The organism is Paraburkholderia sp. BCC1886 (genome assembly GCF_900996245.1).
Lineage (GTDB): Bacteria > Pseudomonadota > Gammaproteobacteria > Burkholderiales > Burkholderiaceae > Paraburkholderia.
The window spans coordinates 120696-139183 of the sequence record NZ_CAAJGK010000033.1 but is presented as its reverse complement, the minus strand read 5'-3'; the positions used below and the strand labels follow the sequence as shown (position 1 = coordinate 139183).

Genomic DNA, 18488 nt, shown 5'->3' with positions numbered 1-18488 from the left:
TGGGCCGGACGTCGCAGACTCCGCCTGATGACGGATAGGTCGCGCCGAAGTCTGCAAGTTGATCCAGCGCAATTCCGTGCAGGCCTCGATGTCTGCGCGACCGCCGAATCTGCCCCACCCGAATTCAGGCCCACGCCCGCCTGCAAGAAGCCAGCTTGATGTGCGGCTATCAGACGGCGGAATTCCGCTCCTTCACGCCAAGCAGCATGGCGACACCGCATGCCAGCAGCAGCGCGGCGAGAATGTACATGGCGCCGTCCATGCTGCCCGTGTGCGTGCGAATCTGGCCTATCACCCACGGACTGATCATCCCGCTCGACACGCCGATACTACTGATCAACGCGATAGCACCCGCCGCGCCGGTTCCCGAGAAATAGGCAGACGGAACCGCCCAGAAAACCGGATGCGCTGAGAAAATCAGCAAGGCAGCGAGCGACAGCAGTCCGAGCATCACGGCGAGGCTGTTGAAGTGCAGCGTCATGAGCAACAAGGTAATGGCCGCACCGCCCACGCACGCCGCAAAATGCCAGCGACGTTCGCGCTTGCGGTCCGAATGGCGCGCGATCAGGATCACGCCCACCGCGCCGATTGCATTCGGCACGATCGACAGCAGGCTGATATCCACCACGTCCCGAATACCGAATTCGCGGATCATCAACGGCATCCAGAACAGCAGCATCAATAGCGCGGAGGTCAGCGAGAAGTAGATGAACGAGAAAAGATAGGTGCGTGAGTTGCGCAGCGCGGCGCCCAGTGAATGCGCCGCGTCAGGCGGAGCAAGCTTGCGTTCAGCCAGGAGGTCGTCGGCCAGAAACTGTTTGTCCTCGCTCGACAGCCATGCGGCCTGGTCGGGGCGGTCGCTGAGCCAGAACCATGCGATCACGCCGAGCAGCACTGCGGGCGCCCCTTCGATGGCGAACATCCATTGCCAGCCGTGCAGATTGAACACGCCGGCCATGCCTCGCATGATCGAACCCGACAGCAGTCCGCCAACCATACCCGCCACCGCTACGCCCGCGTAAAAAATCGACAATACCGCCGCGCGCCGTTTGGCCGGGAACCAATAGGTCAGATACAGCACGACGCCAGGAAAAAATCCCGCCTCGAACACGCCGAGCAGAAAACGCAGTATGTAGAAATGCTCCGCGCTCGCCACAGTGATCATGGCCACCGATGCCGCGCCCCACAGCACCATGATCCGTGCGAACGTACGGCGCGCGCCGAACTTGCGAAGCAACAGGTTGCTCGGCACTTCGAACAGCACATAGCCGACAAAAAACAGCACGGCGCCGAGGCTGTACATGGCGTCGGTAATGCCGAGGTCGGATTTCATCTGCAATTGCGCGAAGCCGATGTTGCTGCGATCGAGAATCGACACGATGTAGCACACGAACAGGAACGGCACGATTCGCCATGAGATACGCCGGTAAAGCGCCGAGGTGCGTGGATCGTCCGCGCGGTCGCGATTGTCCGACGCGAGCGCCGGGGCAGGAATAGGTGCGGACATGGTTCTCTCGTCTCCTCATGATGGCCGTCGATGTCGGATCAGGCCTCGACTGCGTTTTTTCTTGACGAACATTGCATTCGTCAGCCCCTCGCACCGGTCGAACCGAGTCTAGATTGACATCCGATAATAGTCAACGCATCTGATATTATCGAAAACCACGATACGCACGGATCATCGTGGCACCGCGGAAGGCGCAAAACGCAGTGCTACAATCCGGCCCGACCCAGTCTTCTACTGACGCTCCGTGGACACCAAACCTCGCCGTGGCATCCAGTCGATCGAGATCGGCAGTACGCTGCTGGTTGCGCTCGCAACTCACCTGAAACCAATGCCGCTGCGCGAGCTGGCGCGCGAAGCGGGCATTTCGGTGGGGAAGGCGCACCCGTACCTGGTCAGCTTCGTCAAGGTGGGGTTTGTCATTCAGGAACCTGCAACAGGCCTGTATGCGTTAGGCCCGCTCGCTTTACAGATCGGCCTCGCGAAGCTGTGCCAGCTCGATCCGGTACGCGAGGCGACCCCGGTCATCACAGGGTTGGCAGATGCCACTGAACAGAGTGTGGCCGTTGCCGTATGGGGCAACCTGGGACCGACCATCGTGCAGCTGGTCGAACCCGTCCCCATGCATGTCAATCTGCGAGTGGGTGCGGTAATGTCAGTGCGAAATACTGCGACCGGCAGACTCTTCGCAACCTATCTGCCACGCAGAATGCTCGACCATTTTCTTGCTGGCGACGCGGCCCGACTCGCGCTGCACGAGGACAAGAAGCAACGTTCGAAAAGCGAGTTCGAAACAGAGCTGGCCGAGAACCGCCGGCGAGGCATGGCGCGCACGATAGGCGATCCGATTCCCGGCATCAACGCGTTCAGTGCACCCGTTTTCGACGCGACCGGCAACATCGTGCTGGCGATTACCGTGATGGGACCGGCCACCTCGTTCGATTCGAAATGGGATGGCAGCATTGCAGCGTCGTTGCGTGAAGCGTGCGGGCAGATATCCAGGCAAATGGGATTTATCGCTGCCGGTCCGCTATAAACGGCTGAATGCACCGGAGCGTTATCGCTCGATTCCACTCCGCAGCCAGGCTGGCGACCTCGCCTTCCGAACGCACCGCTGAACCGGCCCATGCAGGACGAACGCATAGTCAATCGCTCCGACTGTCGAACGTCTCTCTCGCTTGTTTAATTAGTTTCCAATTCAAGCCCACCCAATCCACCAGGTGCTGCATCGGCCCTAGCAAGGTCAGGCCGATATCCGTGAGTTCATACTCCACCCGCGGTGGCACCTCGGGAAAAACTTCGCGGGACAAAAATCCGTCTCGCTCGAGATTGCGTAAGGTCGTCGTCAACATCCGCTGAGAGATACCATCGACCATTCTCTGCAACTCCGAGAACCGCGCCCGGTTTTGCGGGGTTTTTGCCAGCATGACGATGACCAGCACACTCCATCTGTCGCCGATCTTTCCCAGAAAGTCACGGACCGCTGTGGATTCCTCGCTCCTGCAAATCGACGGCAATGACTCTCGCATTTTGTGCGGGCGTTTTTCCATGGTTACCTCAATGTGCGTTACTGCGTCGAAAGTGCCGTCTTCCCATTCTTTTACTCTCCCACGATGATGTAGATATTCCATAGTAACCAGGGAGTGTCATGAGCACATTATCGAATGAAAGTCGCGCAAACGCAGTCGTCTCGGTCGGTCCAATCGAATTGTCCGCACCGGAACGTGGACACGCATTATGGCTTCGGGTCTCAGCGCCGGTAACCGGTAGCCGGCTGCCCGTCATTGTCTTTTCGCACGGCTTTGGCTTGTCGATGGACGCTTACGCTCCGCTGGTGAATTTCTGGGCGGCACGCGGGTTTGTCGTGATCCAGCCGACCTTTCTCGATTCGAGATCGCTGAGCGCCGATCCCAAAGCGTCGCATGCAGAAGCGATCAAGGCCTACCTCGATGATCCTCGAAAGCTGGAGATATGGCGTTATCGCGTGCAGGACGTGAAGCGTGTTCTGGATCAGCTCGACGTCATCGAGGATTCCATTCCGTGGCTCGAGGGGCGACTCGACCGGGACCGTATCGCCGCCGTCGGACACTCGTTCGGAGCCCAGACGACAGCGATGTTGCTGGGCGCCAGAGTGCCGGGTCCGGACGGTGATGCCGGCGAGGATCGCTCCGATTCACGAATCAAGGCGGGCGTACTGCTTTGCGCAGGTGGACGAGGCGGCGATGCATTAAGCCCCCTCGCGACCGAGCATTTCCCTTATCTCAATCAAGACTATTCACGGATGAACACACGAACCCTCGTAGTGGCCGGTGACCACGACGATTCTCCGCTAACTGTTCTCGGCCCTGAATGGTTCACCGACGCGTACACGCTTAGCCCCGGCGCAGACTCGCTAGTCACGGTCTGCGGTGGAGAACATATGCTCGGCGGCATATCGGGTTATCAGGTGACAGAAACAACCGACGAGAATCCCGAGCGAGTCGCGGTGGTGCAACGGTTGACAGACGCGTATCTCAGAAGCGCGTTCTACCCGGAAGACGACGCCTGGACAATCGCCTCGTCCACGTTGGAGGGCGGCCCCAATCCGCTTGCCCGGGTGGAGAGCAAATCACCACGCTAATAGCACCTGCAAACCGCTAGCGTGGAAGAGATCGCGGCATTGTTGTCTAGCCGGGGTGCGATGTTCTTCTTCGCCGCGTTGCGCTGGTCGCAGTCGCCTGCTGATTGGACGTCACGTCGGCGTATCGTCACAGCTTCACGGTATTCGATATCCGAACGTCGCATCCGCTCAGGTAGGGGCCGCGAACACCCTTTCGAGCGTCGTTCGAAATGCGTTGAACAGGCGCTCGATCGAATCGGTCCCTTCTCCTTCGAACTGCAGCATCCGGTGTCCCCCGCCCAGCATCTGGTTGAGCAAGGGCGGGTAGGCTTCGCCCGGTGCCAACGCCGCCAGGATCAGCGGCCGGATGACGGGCGTGACGAGAGCCGCCATGTCCCGCGCAAGCAATGCCGCCCCGGCGACGTCCGGATCGAATCCGTGGGCTTCGAGAAGATCCAGCGCGTCGCCGTCGTAGAGGCGATCGTAGTTACCGGCGTCTGCATATCTCGACATCAGAAACCGCAGATCCGTTGCATCCCTTGCGTGCGCGGTGTGCCTGTCTCGCCACGCGAGGATCTTGAGCATCGAGAGCGCCGGAAGAGACGCAACGAGCACAACGACGTCGGCGGCCAGTTCAACCTCCACGGCCGCTGCCAGCGCCTCGCCAAAACCGGCGACGTTCATCCGGAAGGCGCCACCGGGCCATTCGATTTCGCGGCGGCCGTCGCGCTCGATTCCCCCGAACGGAACGATATCCAGCCACATTCTTTCGCCGGAATCGGGCGCGGTGTAATAGAGTCGCTGAGCCTCCCCACTGGGCTCGAACTTTCCTGTCCCAATGAGCGCATCGCGCAGTTCCCTGTCGCCTTGCCAGCTTTCGATACACACGCCGATGTCGACGTCGGCGGTCGCGCGCGACTGCTCGATTCCGAAGCGGTGCGTGGTCAGGATATCGCGGGCCGTCGCCCCGCCCACGAACCATGCTGCACGAGCCCGATTCGCCGCGACCGAGACGTCACGCAGCACGGCGATGGACAGCTCCGGGAAAGGATGGGCCTCGTGTAGCTTAATTGCCATGCTGGATGTACTGGTCACGAATCAGCTGCGCGGTTTCGAGATTGCGCGAGTCACCGCTCGCGACGAGATCGGCGTACACGAGCACGGGATAGACGACGTTGTCGACCAGTCCGGGGGTGCGGTCCAACTCGAACGGTGCCTTGAGAAATTCGACGTTTCCGGTCGGGTCTGGTCGAAGCCGCCCGCGACTGATCATCTGGGTGGGGATTCCGTTGGTGCAGTACACCGTCACGATGGCCGGCTTCAGATAGTTCGTCATGAGCGCAGCGGCCGGCTCGCCACCCAACATCCATTGGTCGCTTTGCGCCGGCATGTCGGTCCACCAGTTGGGCTCCGTCGCACGATACCGTCCGAGCTTCAGTGATTCCCTTAGAAGCGAGGGATACAGGGTGACCCATTCATCGAGCAACCGGTCGAAGTTGGTAAAGACCAGTCCGTCGCCGCGCTCGATCAGGTCCTTCCGCTGCAGTAACGTTTGCACGGTGCTGTGTGCCGTGCCGGTGCTCACACCGGCGAACGTGGCGATAGCGCGTCTGCTTTCTTGTAGCAGCGCCGGCCTGACGAGCAGCGCGAGGATGACCTGAAGCGAGCGCCTGGACCAGAGGCTGGGCCGACGCAGCGCAGAGGCGCGCGGCCGACCGGAAATCAGGATGAGCGTATTACCGTCTTTGACGAATGCGTTGCCGGCCTCGTCGATCGCGTTCACGCCAAGGCTGCGGCAGGCGTTGACGAGGGCGGGTGACAGATACGATGTCACAAGAAGAATGCGCCCGGCGTCGTGCAGGCCGCCCGTGGCAGCCAGAGCGGAGAGCCGCTCCTGGCGGTCGATCGAAGGTACGACGACGGTCACGCGGCGCATCGGTGGGTTGAGTTCGAACTCGACTGTGCTGTCATAGCCGTTACCCGGAGGTGCTGGCATGACCGACGTCGCAACACCCGCGCTGAGGCTGAATGCCTGTGTGGCGGACGTGACGAGCGGATCGGGGGTAGCGGCTGATGCGCGCATTCATCACTCCGTTCAATTTTTTCTAGTGTACATGATTCGTGAACATAGAAAAATTTTGAACGAGCGCCCGCTGCGTTCAGGTTGGTCGGCTGTTCACGGCGCTTGAACGCGACGATAAAATGAATGCACAGCTTCCTGCTAAGTCAGGTAGGAAACCAATCAGAACCGGCACGCGTGCTTTTTTGGTTGCAGTGCCTCCGCCATCATCTGCTTCTCACGGCAAGTCGCTGAACCGCGAAACTGGCGCGGCCGGGGACGCCTCGGGCGTATAACCCGGCACGCTCGCGCGAAACTGATTGAGCAGTCCGTTGTCCACTTGCGAAAAACCCTTCAGCTGGAGTTGCATCAGCACTCTCGTGCCCGTGCTCGGGGAGGTGGTCGAACTCGTGGCATTCGTGTACTTCTCGAAGGCCACTCCGAGCGACCAGCAATCCGCGTCGTACTGCAGGCCCAGCAAGCCGGCGATCAAACGATGCACGCCCATGTCGTAGTTCACCCGCGCAACGCTCACGATGTTGTGCCCCAAAGGCCACTGCTCGGAAACGATGAACTGATTGACCGGCTCGTAATCGAGTGTGCTATTCGAGCGCGTGTAGCGATACGCTACGTTCAACACCTGTTGCTTGCCGGGCGCCCAGCCGAAACCGGCTTCCGCATGTGACAGATAATCGTTGGCCTCGTTGTATTCCACCGCCTGTTCAGCCGAAAAATCCGTCGCCAGCTTGTACGACGCGCCGAGGATCACGTCGGTTCGCGCGACGGTGCTGAGCGGATCGTCCACGCCGAGCGTCACGTGCGGTGTGACGAAATCGTACTGCTGCGCGAGTACCAGGCGGGCTCGCTCGTCGCCACTGCCGGGGTCGATGAACCGGGTCGTCAGCGCCGCCGTGAGCCGGCTCGCATCCGACACCCGGTCGTTGCCGACGAAACTGTTGGGCATGAACAGTTCAGGCAGGCCGAAATCCGCCGTGGCGGTATCGAATAGCGGCGCGTACGCCTGGTTACGGTACGGCGTGTACACGTAGAACAGGCGAGGTTCGAGCGTCTGGATGTAGTCCTGACCGAACAGCTTCACGCTGCGCTCGAAGCGCATGCCTGAATCGAGGCTGAAGGTCGGCACGTTTACGCTGAACGTCTTGGGCTCCCCGGCCGGCACGTCGGTGCCGATCGAAGTCAGGTCATAGGCGGCAAAGTGCCAGGCGAGCTTTGGCGTGATGAACCAGCCCGGTCGCTCGATCGGATAAGCAACATAAGGATTGAAAACAAAGCGGCTACCCTGCGTCAGATCCGACGAAGAAATGGAAAAACGGGTGGCATCCGCTTCGGCGCCGAAGTCGAAGCCGCCCACGTCGTAGCGGGCGTAACGAACATTGACCTGCGGCTCGCGATTATAGGTGTCGTCGCTCTCGAAAGACTGCCAGCGCTGCTCGCGTGCAAGCACCGTCCACGGTCCGTTCGAATAGGTCAAACCCGCTTCCTGCTGGTAGAGAGTGGTTGAGCCGGTCGGGAATGCAATGCCCGACGCCAGATCGGTCACGACCGCCGAGTCAGAAACCCGGTTGTAGTTGACGTAAGCGCCGAAGCCCGCGCCGAGATTCCACGTCTGGTTCAACGCAATCGAATAACGGTCGGTATGGGTGATATCGTCGTGCGGCAGCCATGCCGCCGAGATGGTCCCCGCATCTTTGGGCTGAAGATAGCGGTAATCGAAGCTCAGCATTTCACCGCGATTCGACATGATGCGCGGCGTCACGGTGAGGTCGTAGTTGGGCGCGAGGTTGAAGTAATACGGCGCGGCAATATCGACGCCGTTCGTGGAACTCACCGAGAAAGTCGGTGGCAGGAAGCCGCTGCGGCGTTCGTTCGACAGCGGAAACGAGAGCCACGGACTTGCCAGGAGTGGCACCCCCTGAAAAAACAGCACACCGTTATGGGCGATTCCCTCGTCCTTGCCCGTGTCCAGGTCGAATTCGGAGGCCTTGATATACCAGCCGGGCGAGCCTTCGCAATTACAGGTGCTGTAGGTCCCCTGATGCACGACAGTACGCTCCTTGTCGAGCAGGTCGGCGCGCTCTGCGCTGCCCCATCCCCCGGTCAGATGAAACCGGTACCTCGGAACATTGATGTAACCTTCGTTTGCGCCGACGTAAAGGTGTGCGTCCGGACCGACGAACACATCGCCGTTATCGACGATGCGCACGTGGCCATAGGCATCGGCCTTGTCGCTGTCTACGTCGTAGTGCAAGGCGTCGCCCGCCACGCTCGCAGCATAGCGACGTAACTGCGCATTGCCCTTGAGTGAAACGTCCGTGTCCGTGGTGGCGGTGAGCGATTCGGCTAGCGCTGCGGTCGCAGGCGAACTGCCTGCCGGCACGGGCGTTTCGCTTATTTGCGGCGCCAGCCGCAGTCCCCATATACCGTCCATCGCCTCGGGAAGCGCTGCGTTGCCGCTCAGTTGCGCATGGCTGGGAAGCGCCATGCCTCCCGACGCACACAGCACGAACCAGACGACCGGCTTCAAACGAAGGCGCACAACCAGACTGCGTAGTATCAAATCAGGCCCGGCTCGAAAAAAAGTAAATTTACGCTGCGGAGTGCAAAGTAGCAGGACAGGTACGTTCGCTGTGGGGCGTATCGCGTGCGCGGGGTTACTGCAACGTAATATCGGCCGCATGCGTTTGCGTGCGGGCCGGGCCGGCCGTCGCGACGCCGTCCAGTGCTTGCAGGAGATACGGAATCTGTTCGGCAGGCAGCGAGAACGAGAGCCCCGCATTCTCCGAGAGACAAGTGATCGACTTCAGCAGAAAGGGCCCTGCGTCAGACATGGGGCGATCCCTCACGCACGCTATTCAGGTGTGAGATCGCCGCGGCGGTGTGCTCTCTTTTACTGTCCCGTCAGAGCGGCACGCCAGGCAAGCTGCGACGCCGTGGCCAGACGTGAGGAATAGATCGACGACGAACTGACTCGCACAACCGCTGCAAACACGGCAGGTGACAGAAATTCAAGCATGGGCTTCTCCAGATCGTGCTCGACGGTAGGCGGAATCGACCCGTCGACGATAGCAGCGCTGGCACCTCGCCTGGTTACGGGCAGACTACGTGATCGTCCGTTTTGTAACGCTTTATTTTCGCGGGAAGCGTGAGCGGGGACGCCGCGCCGCTTTGCAGGCCTTCGCCCCGGTTCACGGCCAGAATGGGCGGAAAGTTTTCTGTGGAGGATTGAACAGGAAATACCAGTTTTGTTTGGGCGTGACGCGAGCCAAGCGCTCGCCGGCCAGTTGAATGACCGGACTTTCAGTTGATAGAACGAAAGTACTTCAATGTCGATATCTTTAACAATAAAACTGCGTCATTCGTCGACCGGCGCGACTCAATGTGACCGCGGTCATGCTTGGGATTGGAACCCAGACGATCTTCCCGGCGGATGTCCCCGTGAATGACGCGACTTCATTTACTGGCCGGATGGAGACGTCACGTTGCGCGAATCAGATCGATCAGTCTCAGCGGACGTCTCAAGAAAGCCCGACACCTCTGCGCCAAACAAAAATACCGCGGCCGAAAAGTAAAGCCACATCATCAGCATGGCGAGCGACCCTGCCGCGCCAAAAGAGCCGGCCGCCCCCGCATGGGCGAGATACAGTCCGAACAGATGTCGGCCTGTTGAAAAGAGCACGGCCGACACAACACCGCCAATCAGTGCAGATCGAAAATGGACATGAACGTCAGGTAACCATTTGATGAGAGCGCCGAAACCGGCTGTCATTACAACCAGCCCAAAAATCGACTGCGCGAGTTCTGCGAGGATGGTCAGCGTGACGCTACCGAGCACAGCACGTCCGACTGTTTGAATGGCCGCATCGAGCATGAGAGAGACGACGAGCAGAAATCCGAATCCCGTGACCAGCCCGAAAGAAACGAGTCTCGCACGCAGAAGCAACGCGATGCCGGAAATTCCCTTTCGCGTTCCAACCTTGAAAATAATATCCAGCGCGCTACTCAACGAAGCAAAAGTCGCCGACGCGCCGACGAACAGCAGGACGATCGACAGTGCGGTCGCGATGCCGCTACCGCCTGCGTGATGCGCATGCTGCACGATGTCCTGCATTGCCGCGGCCGCTTCCGGGCCGGTGATGTCTTTGATCTGGCCAAACAGTCGTCCCTTGGCGGCCTCGGTTCCAAAAAACCAACCCGCGACCGCAAGAACAATCAGCAATGTCGGCGCAAGAGAAAAGGCGGAATAGAAGGCAACGCTCGCACTGAGTGTCGCGCAACGATCCGTCAGAAATCCGGAGGCCGCGCCGCGCGCGGCCTGTAAGAATCCGCGCCGGAATCGCGGCTTCCCCGAAGCCAGTTCGGGGATACCCGTTGCAGGCTCGTCGTCCGGCCGCATTTTCGTCGATGTCGTCACCGAAAACCTCTGCCGCCGACCCACTATTGGCTGGCACCGGCAGGGCTATCGCTCGCCCCGGTTGCAGGGGCCGACACGGCTGAACCCCCTTGGCTGGCGGCGCTTGCTGCTAAATCGTTATTGCCCTGGCCGCCACCTGCGGAGCCCGAGGGGCCGCAGCCTGAAACGGCGAACATGATTGCAAAGGCGCCCGCGGCGAGACACAGAAGGTTGGTTCGAGGATTCATTTGTCACTGCTCCCGATACTCCGCGCGGCGCGCGATCGATTCAACAAAGCAGCAACCGTCATGCCTCGGTTCGGAGCGGACACAATTCTTGCTGACTCGCCTGGACGGGTTATCAATCAATACCGGTATTGACCGGAAGGAGCGATTGCAATGCATGAAATCAACCGCGAACAACGGGTGGAAGAAATTGAAGTGGCACTGGCAGGGATCTTCGATTCGCCCAAAGCGCCAGCAATCAGCAGCTATGACGATGGAAAAACTCTCTTCGTTCAAACGTCGTGGGTGATCAAGTCGCAAGGCGATACGACACTGGACTCCCGATATACGCTCACCATTACATTATCGGAGGCCCAGTTCGAGCGATATGCGCAGATGGATACCGCGCAACGCATCATCGTGCGGGAGCGGCTTTGCAAGCTGGTCCGCGAGCGATTGCAGGACCGCGACCGTCAGGGGCCGCCAGGCGACGAAAGTTCGGCCGAACTCGCCTTTGAAGACAGGCTTCTTGACATCGACGAACCCTCCGCGCCCGCCTTCGGCTGATACCTGCGTCGACCTGGCATGCTGGATTGAAGCCGGTCGGCAAAATCGGGAATCATCAAGGCACGATCCTTTCCCGTGCCTTACATCGTTCTTGTATGAGGCATTCGTTGTGTTTGCCGACAGTGAAGCGCCAACTCATCGTTGAGCCTAGTGCCACACCCTCATCGTCCCAGGTAGAAATCCAGAGGGATGAGTTCGACGGCCCATCCACCTGCTTCGCCCAGCGTGGCGGCAGGGTGCATGGACGCGATGCGCAACGCCTCGTCCCGGCTATCCGCCTCGATGACGAACAGGCCGCCCACCACTTCTTTCGACTCGGTGTATGGACCATCGGTCACCTGCGTCTTGCCATTGTCTGGGCGTAGCGTCGTCCAGCTGTCCAGATCCCCAAGTGACGCGGACACCAGAACCTTGCCGGTAGCCTGCATCTTCTCGTCTAACGCAGGGCATTGGCTCACCAATGCCTTGACGTCGTCTGGCGCCATCGCGGCGAATTTTTCAGGTGTGAAATAGGCTAAGCCGAGGTATTTCATGGGACCTCCTTGAGTGGGAATACACTGACGACGAAGCTGATGGCTAAGAATCGACAGATTTCTAAAAATAATTTGTGGCAGCTCTCTTCTGAATGGTTCGATCGATAGAATGGCCTGCCATGACGGCATGAACCTCGCGTGCGTTCAACCCGCCGTGCCGTGAGTGCCCCTGATCATGCAGGTTATATCGGAGAGTTTATGCAAAACGTTCGACGGACACTGTGCGCAATGTTGCTTGCTTCAGCCGCCTGCGGTACGGCGCAAGCCGACACCATCGCGTCCTGGCAATCAGTCGCGATGCCTCTGGCCCCGGAATTGAAGACGTTCACCGTTACCGATCCCGCTCATACCGCGCTGTTGCTGCTCGATTTCGACACCAGTACCTGCAATACAGAGGAGCGCCCGACCTGCGCAGCCTCACTGCCTTATGTCGCCAATCTGTTGAGCAAGTCGCGCGGGGCGAACCTGATGATCGTCTATAGCCTGACCAGCACGGGCACACTGGCGGCAGTGCCGCCAGTAATCGCGGCCAATGGCGGCGAGACGGTCGTGCAATCCGGCGTGGACAAGTTCCTGAATACCGATCTCGAAGCGGCTCTGAAGAAGAAGGGTATCCAGACCGTCATCGTTACCGGCACGATGGCACACGGCGCCGTGTTGTACACCGCAAGCGAAGCGGCCGTGCGCGGCTTCAAGGTGGTGGTCCCGACCGATGGCATGTCGAGCAAGGACCCGTTCGGTGAGCTCTCGACCGCGTGGATTCTGGTCAATGCGCCGGCTGGCGTGAGCAAAAACGTGACGCTGACCCGCTCCAGCATGATCACGTTTTCTCAGTAGGCGATTGTTCGTCTGGAATGTCTGTCGGTGCGATACGGCGCGGCCAACCGGGTTGGTCCGTAGCCGACGTTTCCAGCCCTTCGCCACTTGCGCATCACGCTAAACGAAGGCGTCTTACATCCTGTTGCGGGGGCGCTCCGAACAGACGGCTGTACTCGCGACTGAACTGCGACGCGCTTTCATATCCGACCTGAACCGCAGCACTCCCGGCATCGATGCCGAGGCTAAGCATAAGTTGCCGGGCTTCCTGAAGCCGCAGTTGCTTCTGATATTGCAAAGGGCTAGTGCCTGTGATGCTGCGAAAGTGCTGTCTGAACGTCGAAGGACTCATATGCGCATGCCCGGCTAATTCGTCGACCTGGAAGTGGGCCGAATAATTCTGCCTAAGCCAGGTAACGGCCCTGGCAATGTGCTGGCTCAGCGAGCCATTGGCTGCAAGATGCAGTAGCTGGACACGGTGAGCGCCGGCGAGGAGCCGCACGAGGATTTCCTGCTTCAGGAGTGGCGCCAAGTGCGGCGCGAGGTCAGGTTGATCGAGTAATCCAATCAGGCGAACCATGGCGCCAAGCAATGCGTCGTCGAGTGTTTCAACCGTGACAGGCGCGAACGAAGGCAATCGGGACGACGCCTGCAACTGCATCTCCGCAGCAGTTTTCACTATGTCACGACTGTCCAGCGTCAGCATCAGGCCGAGCATCGGCGTTTCGGCGCTCGCGCGGGTGACGTGCGAAATTACCGGTAGATCGATACTCGTCAGCATCGATTGGCCCGGACCGTAGTTCACCACCTCTTTTCCAACCAGCGCCTGTTTATGGCCTTGCGCGACCACGCCGAGTCCCAGTCTGAAGATACAGTGCAAAGGCTCGGTCGGCCCTTTCCGACGATGCAGCGACAGCCCCGGAATCGCTGTCGCGTAGTCGCCGTCAGACTGTGCAAACCGCGCAATGGCTTGTGCAAGCCCGTCCATCGGAGCGCCGCGCACCTCTGCCGGACTCGAAACACGGCGATTCATACGATTTTTCTCCCTCGAAAGCGGCGGGAACACTTTAACCCGTCCGTCATCGGTTCGCGCGCTTCCTCACGCGCCTCGTCGGTTTAGGCAAGAACTACGGCAGTTTCGGCAAACGCCTTTCCGGCAATCCCGCCACACTAAAGCCACCTGATTCCGATTCCGTGTCTGAGCTATCGCGGCACGACATACCCAAAGGATGCGCAAATGAACAGCAAGAAAGTGTGGCTAATCACTGGTGCCGGCCGCGGCATGGGCGTGGACATCGCCAGGGCGGCATTGGCAGCGGGCCACGATGTCGTGGCAACCGGCCGCGATATCGGCAAGGTAAGGAAAGCGCTTGGCGAGCACGAGAATCTCCTCGTCCTGAAGCTCGATGTGACTATCCCGACCGATGCCCTCGCCGCAGTAAGCGCGACAGCGGAGCGGTTCGGCCACATCGACGTGCTCGTGAACAACGCTGGCAACTTCTATGGTGGCTTCTTCGAGGAACTGAGTACCGATCAGGTACGCAGTCAGCTGGAAACCCTCCTGTTCGGTCCGATGAACGTCACGAGAGCGGTACTGCCGCCAATGCGCAAGAACCGCTCGGGCTTGCTGATCACGATTTCGTCGACAGCCGGGATCACCGGAGGCGTCTTTTGCAGCGCGTATGCCGCTGCGAAGTTCGGCGTTGAAGGTTGGATGGAGTCGCTTGCTCTGGAAATTGCACCCTTTGGCATTCGTACGATGTTGGTCGAACCGGGATTCTTCCGTACGGACCTGCTGGGCGACGAGTCGACTATCTACGGCGAACTCTCTGTCGATGATTACGCGGCCCGCACGACCGAGACCATCGCCAACTGGAAAAGCATGAATGGCAAACAGGGCGGCGACCCGGCGAAGCTCGCTGACGCGCTCGTGAAACTGGCTGGCGAACACGAGCCGCCCGTGCGTTTCGCCGCGGGCGCGGATGCGGTGCAGACCTTTGAATCCAAGGCAAATGCCCTACTCGCCCAAGCTAACGCCCATCGCGAACTCTCGTCATCGCTTTCTCACTCTACAGAGTAGAGATCGCGGTTAAAGGTGGCGATGGCAAGTCGGGCAAAGCCCGTTCGGTGAATTCTCGGACCGCGTGGATTCTGGTCAATGCGCTGGCCAGCCAGTATTTCTTGAGAGTCAAGGCCATTGCCCATAATCGTAATGGCGATGGCTTGCGCTAATGTATAGGGCGCTCGAACACTCCGCCGGGCAGAATGCATCTTTAGGCGGATTCCCTATATGACGTTCATCGATTTCAATTCCCTCGCGGCCGATAAGGAAGTTGCGTGGAAATCTTCTATTGTCGGGCACGTCGGGCCGGCAAACATCAAGGTTCTGCGCATGGACGGTTCTCCGGCCATCGAAGAGACGCATAGCTATAACGAAGCATTGATCGTCATCGATGGCAGACTCCTACTCCAGGTGAACGAAGAGACAATCCTCGTCGAGTCCGGCCAGATGTATCTGGCGTTAGCGGGGACACCCCATTCGGTGCTTCCAGGCAGTCACGGAACCCTGGTTATCATCGACGACCCCGTCGGGCGCACCGACTTCGGGGTCCTTCCGTAACACCCGTTCAAACGCTGCACTGAAACTGGACAGATGCTGGTATCCAACCTGTACCCCATCGCCGTTGAACTCGTTCGTCCCGACCGCCTCGCAGAGACAGGAAATAGTCAGCGCACGGTCATACCCGCTCTCTTTTCGTCCCGGTCGGGAGACTGACGATCGGGCGAATGGCGGCGATTCTATCGGCGTCCTCGATGAGTGAACGCAAAGCGGACGACCACCCTTCGTATCGGGCGAGAAGGTCGTGTCTGCTCATCCCTGCCAACGCTCGCTCCGGTCGTTCAGTCGTGTCGGCTGCCGTTTCGAAGGCGGCATACACGCGAACGACAGCGTTACCATTGCGCCGAGCAAAGATCCGTTTCTGTTCGTGCGGTGGAAGAGTCTTACATCCGCGGCAGCATTCCCGCATCACCCGAGGCGCGCGGCAAGTCGAAGGACTGGCAGGCAATATTCGCGTCGGCTCCCCGGCGTTCGCTGCCGTAGCGTCAGGCCGCTGCCTTTTTCCGGGCGACGGCAACCAGACCGTCGAGCCAGTCCTGATGTCCGTTGATCATCGGGTTCGGCCGCGTGGCCGCCAGTTCCGCGGCCGGCTTGCCCTTCTGCGTTTCCTGCGTGAGGATGCGCACGCGTCCTCTGGACAGATCTTCGATCAGCCAGGCGTGGTGCACGTCGAGACGCGTATCGCCTTCGCCCGCCCAACCATGCCAGGCCACGCGGCCCGGCTGTCCTGCTGCCGGCGCGACGTATTCGGTAACCTGGGCTTCAACCGGAAAGCCGAACGTGCTGAAATCGAAACGCACTCCTGTTTCCAGATGCGGACCTTCACCGTCGTAAAAGCGGATGTCGGCTGAATTCGCGTAATACGTCGGCCACAAAGGCGCTTCGCTCAGAAACGGCCATACCTGGGCCGCGCTCAATCCTGCCACGATCACCTCGTTAGACGCGAAGTTCTCCGTCGTGCCAGGCAAGTAACCCTCGGGCCAAAAAATCTCGTTCATGTTTCGCTTTCTCCAGATTCGGGTTGAGCCGACGGCAGCGTCATGGCGCGCAGCGTCGTCCAACAGATGACCCATGATGAGCACTCGCCAGAAATAAAGCCAATTTGTTATTCTTATTTCTGATATCAATCTAAATGATTTCAAGGCCATGGACCTGAACCTGCTAAAAGCGCTCGATGCGCTGCTCGACGAGCGTAACGTCACACGCGCCGCGCAACGGTTGTCGCTCACGCAACCGGCCGTCAGCGCGATGCTCACGCGACTACGGGAAAGCTTCAGCGATCCGCTCTTCGTACGCACGCAGCGCGGTATCGAACCGACGGCTCGCGCGCTGGCACTCGAAGCCCCCGTCAAGCAATTGCTGGCCGATGCCAACGCACTGCTCGAACCGCAGGCGTTCGCGCCGGACGTTGCCAGCATGACGTTGACGATTGCTGCCACCGACTATGCGCTGCAGGCCGTCGTCGTGCCATTTCTCGCCGCGCTGCGGCGCGATGCGCCCGGTGTGCGCACTATCGTGCTGCCGGTCCAGCACGAACGATTGCCCACCCAGTTGCAACGCGGCGACGTCGACTTCGCGTTGATCACGCCGGAGACCACGCCGGACGATCTGCATACGCGGCGTCTGTTCAGTGAACGCTATGTTTGTGTGATGCGTGCGGACCACCCCGACGCCCGCGGCAAGACGATTCCTCTCAAACGATTCTGCGCGCTCGATCATGCGCTGGTGTCGTACTCCGGCGGCAGCCTGACCGGTGTGACCGACGAAGCGCTCGCAAAGGTCGGACGCGAGCGCCGGGTGACCGTGTCGGTCACGAGCTTTCTCGTTCTGCCCGATATCCTTCGTTCCAGCGATCTGATTGCCGTGGTGCCGTATCGGCTGGCGGCGAATGCGTCGGGACTTGCGATACTCGAGACCCCGGTGGCCGTGCCGGGCTTTACGAAGACGCTGGCGTGGCATGAACGCACGCATCGTTCGCCGGGCCACCGTTGGGCGCGCTCACTGCTGGTCGACACGTGCAAGGCGGTGGCGCCGTTGCGAGGTGATTTCGAGGAACGCCACGAGCTGTCAATCAAAGCTGCCGACAGGATGGATTTGCGCGCCATTTCCGGAGATGTGCCCGTTAAAAAACGGAAGCGTTGATTGGAATTCCGATCCGGCCGTAATCCGGCATTACAGCGCGGTATCTCTTCAATCTGTCTGGCCGAGCACCTCGCCAAGCGAGTGTCGCAGCAAGTCGACGGCTTGCATCAGACGTCCGGGAACTGGCCCGTGAACAAACCAGACGTCCACACCCACCCGGAAATCCGTGGCATCGATTATCTGGAGGTCCCGACGGTGGACCGAGCGTTCAAGCATGTCGGGTGTCACGAGACCGATGCCCAGTCCACGCGCGACGAGCGACAATTGCAACTCCGAGCCGAACGCTTCCACCGCGACGTTCAAAGGCAGGCAGGCGTTGTCGAGCGTACGTTTCAAGGTCGATCGCATCCCGCACCCATCCTGGTTGAGTACCCAATCGAACGCGGTCAGATCCGCAAGCGTCGTTGGGACATCCGGAAGACCTAAAGATCGCGCCGCCACGATGATGGTTGGCAGAAAAGCCAGCCGCGTTGCGTTCAAGGTCTCGGGCGGTGTATAGCCGGACGGCATCAAGACGATGGAGGCGTCCAGCGCACCACGCTCGACATTCTGCAACTGGGCAGGCGACCAGCCTGCGGTGACGCGGAGCGTTAGCCGCGGATACACGCTTCTAAGAAGATCGACCGGTGTTTCGAGCGCCGCTTCTGCGAGGAACGGCGGCATGCCGATTCGCAGTTCCCCTGATGGGTCGCTATCCGGCGACGCTACCGATACCAGATCGTCTACGGCGCGTAATACCGTTCGCGCCAGCGCGCAAACCTCATGGCCCGCCGCGGACGGCTTCAACGGTTTGCTCAGCCGGTCCAGCAACTCCACTCCCAGCATCGACTCGAGGTTTTGAACGCGCCGGGTCAGAGCGGGCTGCGTGAGATGCAGCTTCTCGGCAGCGCGCACCATCGACCCCCTGTCTACAACCGCAACAAAAGCCTCGAGATCTTTCGTATTCATAGCCGACATAATGATTATCGATATATTGCAATTGTTGCATATAGATAAGCGTTTTACCATGACTT

General features: G+C 59.9%; 18 protein-coding genes. 7 read left to right on the top strand and 11 right to left on the bottom strand.

What is annotated here, in order from left to right; genetic code table 11:
- Positions 1-169: 169 nt before the first annotated feature.
- Positions 170-1507, bottom strand: a complete 1338-nt coding sequence (locus FQ746_RS03395; RefSeq protein WP_144107509.1) for an MFS transporter — start codon at positions 1505-1507, stop codon at positions 170-172.
- Between the two features lie 244 nt (positions 1508-1751).
- Between FQ746_RS03395 and FQ746_RS03390 the strand changes: the two genes are divergently transcribed.
- A complete protein-coding gene (locus FQ746_RS03390) occupies positions 1752-2540 on the top strand; it encodes an IclR family transcriptional regulator (protein ID WP_260853870.1) in 789 nt (262 codons plus the stop codon).
- A 109-nt stretch (positions 2541-2649) separates the two neighbouring features.
- Here FQ746_RS03390 and FQ746_RS03385 read toward each other — a convergent pair whose 3' ends face one another.
- A complete protein-coding gene (locus FQ746_RS03385) occupies positions 2650-3054 on the bottom strand; it encodes a winged helix-turn-helix transcriptional regulator (protein ID WP_144107508.1) in 405 nt (134 codons plus the stop codon).
- A 98-nt stretch (positions 3055-3152) separates the two neighbouring features.
- On the opposite strand from FQ746_RS03385, the gene FQ746_RS03380 reads away from it, so the two are divergent.
- On the top strand, positions 3153-4124 hold the full coding sequence (locus FQ746_RS03380) for an alpha/beta hydrolase family protein (RefSeq protein WP_144107507.1): 972 nt from the start codon (positions 3153-3155) through the stop codon (positions 4122-4124).
- Positions 4125-4292: 168 nt separating this feature from the next.
- Here the strand turns inward: FQ746_RS03380 and FQ746_RS03375 are convergent, their stop codons facing one another.
- The 5 genes from FQ746_RS03375 to FQ746_RS03360 all read right to left on the bottom strand — a co-directional run bounded on the left by FQ746_RS03375 (position 4293) and on the right by FQ746_RS03360 (position 10594).
- Positions 4293-5180 carry a nucleotidyl transferase AbiEii/AbiGii toxin family protein gene (locus FQ746_RS03375; protein WP_144107506.1) on the bottom strand — a complete coding sequence of 296 codons (888 nt, stop codon included), beginning with the start codon at positions 5178-5180 and terminating at the stop codon, positions 4293-4295.
- Positions 5170-6186: a type IV toxin-antitoxin system AbiEi family antitoxin gene (locus tag FQ746_RS03370; protein WP_144107505.1), complete on the bottom strand. Its 1017-nt coding sequence runs from the start codon at positions 6184-6186 to the stop codon at positions 5170-5172. The genes FQ746_RS03375 and FQ746_RS03370 overlap by 11 nt, the downstream gene beginning before the upstream one ends.
- A 214-nt stretch (positions 6187-6400) precedes the next feature.
- The gene (locus FQ746_RS03365) at positions 6401-8665 is read right to left on the bottom strand and encodes an LPS-assembly protein LptD (RefSeq protein ID WP_144107504.1); all 2265 of its coding nucleotides are present in this window, start codon (positions 8663-8665) and stop codon (positions 6401-6403) included.
- A 169-nt stretch (positions 8666-8834) separates the two neighbouring features.
- The gene (locus tag FQ746_RS34680) at positions 8835-9011 is read right to left on the bottom strand and encodes a hypothetical protein (protein WP_186310629.1); all 177 of its coding nucleotides are present in this window, start codon (positions 9009-9011) and stop codon (positions 8835-8837) included.
- Positions 9012-9637: 626 nt separating this feature from the next.
- On the bottom strand, positions 9638-10594 hold the full coding sequence (locus FQ746_RS03360; RefSeq protein ID WP_260853869.1) for a YihY/virulence factor BrkB family protein: 957 nt from the start codon (positions 10592-10594) through the stop codon (positions 9638-9640).
- A 377-nt stretch (positions 10595-10971) separates the two neighbouring features.
- Here FQ746_RS03360 and FQ746_RS03350 point away from each other — a divergent pair, with 377 nt between their 5' ends.
- Complete coding sequence (locus FQ746_RS03350) at positions 10972-11364, top strand: DUF3022 domain-containing protein (RefSeq protein ID WP_144107502.1); 393 nt, start codon at positions 10972-10974, stop codon at positions 11362-11364.
- Between the two features lie 161 nt (positions 11365-11525).
- Here FQ746_RS03350 and FQ746_RS03345 read toward each other — a convergent pair whose 3' ends face one another.
- Positions 11526-11897 (bottom strand): YciI family protein, encoded by a 372-nt coding sequence (locus FQ746_RS03345; RefSeq protein WP_144107501.1) that lies wholly within the window; start codon positions 11895-11897, stop codon positions 11526-11528.
- Between the two features lie 228 nt (positions 11898-12125).
- On the opposite strand from FQ746_RS03345, the gene FQ746_RS03340 reads away from it, so the two are divergent.
- Complete coding sequence (locus FQ746_RS03340) at positions 12126-12734, top strand: cysteine hydrolase family protein (protein ID WP_144107500.1); 609 nt, start codon at positions 12126-12128, stop codon at positions 12732-12734.
- A gap of 94 nt (positions 12735-12828) precedes the next feature.
- On the opposite strand, the gene FQ746_RS03335 is transcribed toward FQ746_RS03340, so the two are convergent.
- Positions 12829-13746: an AraC family transcriptional regulator gene (locus FQ746_RS03335; protein WP_144107499.1), complete on the bottom strand. Its 918-nt coding sequence runs from the start codon at positions 13744-13746 to the stop codon at positions 12829-12831.
- A gap of 204 nt (positions 13747-13950) precedes the next feature.
- On the opposite strand from FQ746_RS03335, the gene FQ746_RS03330 reads away from it, so the two are divergent.
- Positions 13951-14793 carry an SDR family oxidoreductase gene (locus tag FQ746_RS03330; protein WP_144107498.1) on the top strand — a complete coding sequence of 281 codons (843 nt, stop codon included), beginning with the start codon at positions 13951-13953 and terminating at the stop codon, positions 14791-14793.
- A gap of 210 nt (positions 14794-15003) precedes the next feature.
- Positions 15004-15333 carry a cupin domain-containing protein gene (locus FQ746_RS03325; protein WP_144107497.1) on the top strand — a complete coding sequence of 110 codons (330 nt, stop codon included), beginning with the start codon at positions 15004-15006 and terminating at the stop codon, positions 15331-15333.
- Positions 15334-15818: 485 nt separating this feature from the next.
- On the opposite strand, the gene FQ746_RS03320 is transcribed toward FQ746_RS03325, so the two are convergent.
- Positions 15819-16331: an SRPBCC domain-containing protein gene (locus FQ746_RS03320; RefSeq protein ID WP_144107496.1), complete on the bottom strand. Its 513-nt coding sequence runs from the start codon at positions 16329-16331 to the stop codon at positions 15819-15821.
- A gap of 148 nt (positions 16332-16479) precedes the next feature.
- Here FQ746_RS03320 and FQ746_RS03315 point away from each other — a divergent pair, with 148 nt between their 5' ends.
- Complete coding sequence (locus tag FQ746_RS03315; protein WP_144107495.1) at positions 16480-17475, top strand: LysR family transcriptional regulator; 996 nt, start codon at positions 16480-16482, stop codon at positions 17473-17475.
- A gap of 48 nt (positions 17476-17523) precedes the next feature.
- Here the strand turns inward: FQ746_RS03315 and FQ746_RS03310 are convergent, their stop codons facing one another.
- The gene (locus FQ746_RS03310; protein ID WP_144107494.1) at positions 17524-18423 is read right to left on the bottom strand and encodes a LysR family transcriptional regulator; all 900 of its coding nucleotides are present in this window, start codon (positions 18421-18423) and stop codon (positions 17524-17526) included.
- Between the last annotated feature and the right edge of the window lie 65 nt (positions 18424-18488).

Excerpts from the sequence above, each read along its gene's own strand:
- FQ746_RS03365 (WP_144107504.1), bottom strand. The coding sequence starts at position 8,665 with ATGGCGCTTCCCAGCCATGCGCAACTGAGCGGCAACGCAGCGCTTCCC.
- FQ746_RS34680 (WP_186310629.1), bottom strand. The coding sequence starts at position 9,011 with ATGTCTGACGCAGGGCCCTTTCTGCTGAAGTCGATCACTTGTCTCTCG.
- FQ746_RS03330 (WP_144107498.1), top strand. The coding sequence starts at position 13,951 with ATGAACAGCAAGAAAGTGTGGCTAATCACTGGTGCCGGCCGCGGCATG.
- FQ746_RS03395 (WP_144107509.1), bottom strand. The coding sequence starts at position 1,507 with ATGTCCGCACCTATTCCTGCCCCGGCGCTCGCGTCGGACAATCGCGAC.
- FQ746_RS03350 (WP_144107502.1), top strand. The coding sequence starts at position 10,972 with ATGCATGAAATCAACCGCGAACAACGGGTGGAAGAAATTGAAGTGGCA.
- FQ746_RS03385 (WP_144107508.1), bottom strand. The coding sequence starts at position 3,054 with ATGGAAAAACGCCCGCACAAAATGCGAGAGTCATTGCCGTCGATTTGC.
- FQ746_RS03380 (WP_144107507.1), top strand. The coding sequence starts at position 3,153 with ATGAGCACATTATCGAATGAAAGTCGCGCAAACGCAGTCGTCTCGGTC.
- FQ746_RS03335 (WP_144107499.1), bottom strand. The coding sequence starts at position 13,746 with ATGAATCGCCGTGTTTCGAGTCCGGCAGAGGTGCGCGGCGCTCCGATG.
- FQ746_RS03320 (WP_144107496.1), bottom strand. The coding sequence starts at position 16,331 with ATGAACGAGATTTTTTGGCCCGAGGGTTACTTGCCTGGCACGACGGAG.
- FQ746_RS03340 (WP_144107500.1), top strand. The coding sequence starts at position 12,126 with ATGTTGCTTGCTTCAGCCGCCTGCGGTACGGCGCAAGCCGACACCATC.
- FQ746_RS03325 (WP_144107497.1), top strand. The coding sequence starts at position 15,004 with ATGACGTTCATCGATTTCAATTCCCTCGCGGCCGATAAGGAAGTTGCG.
- FQ746_RS03375 (WP_144107506.1), bottom strand. The coding sequence starts at position 5,180 with ATGGCAATTAAGCTACACGAGGCCCATCCTTTCCCGGAGCTGTCCATC.
- FQ746_RS03310 (WP_144107494.1), bottom strand. The coding sequence starts at position 18,423 with ATGAATACGAAAGATCTCGAGGCTTTTGTTGCGGTTGTAGACAGGGGG.
- FQ746_RS03315 (WP_144107495.1), top strand. The coding sequence starts at position 16,480 with ATGGACCTGAACCTGCTAAAAGCGCTCGATGCGCTGCTCGACGAGCGT.
- FQ746_RS03345 (WP_144107501.1), bottom strand. The coding sequence starts at position 11,897 with ATGAAATACCTCGGCTTAGCCTATTTCACACCTGAAAAATTCGCCGCG.
- FQ746_RS03370 (WP_144107505.1), bottom strand. The coding sequence starts at position 6,186 with ATGCGCGCATCAGCCGCTACCCCCGATCCGCTCGTCACGTCCGCCACA.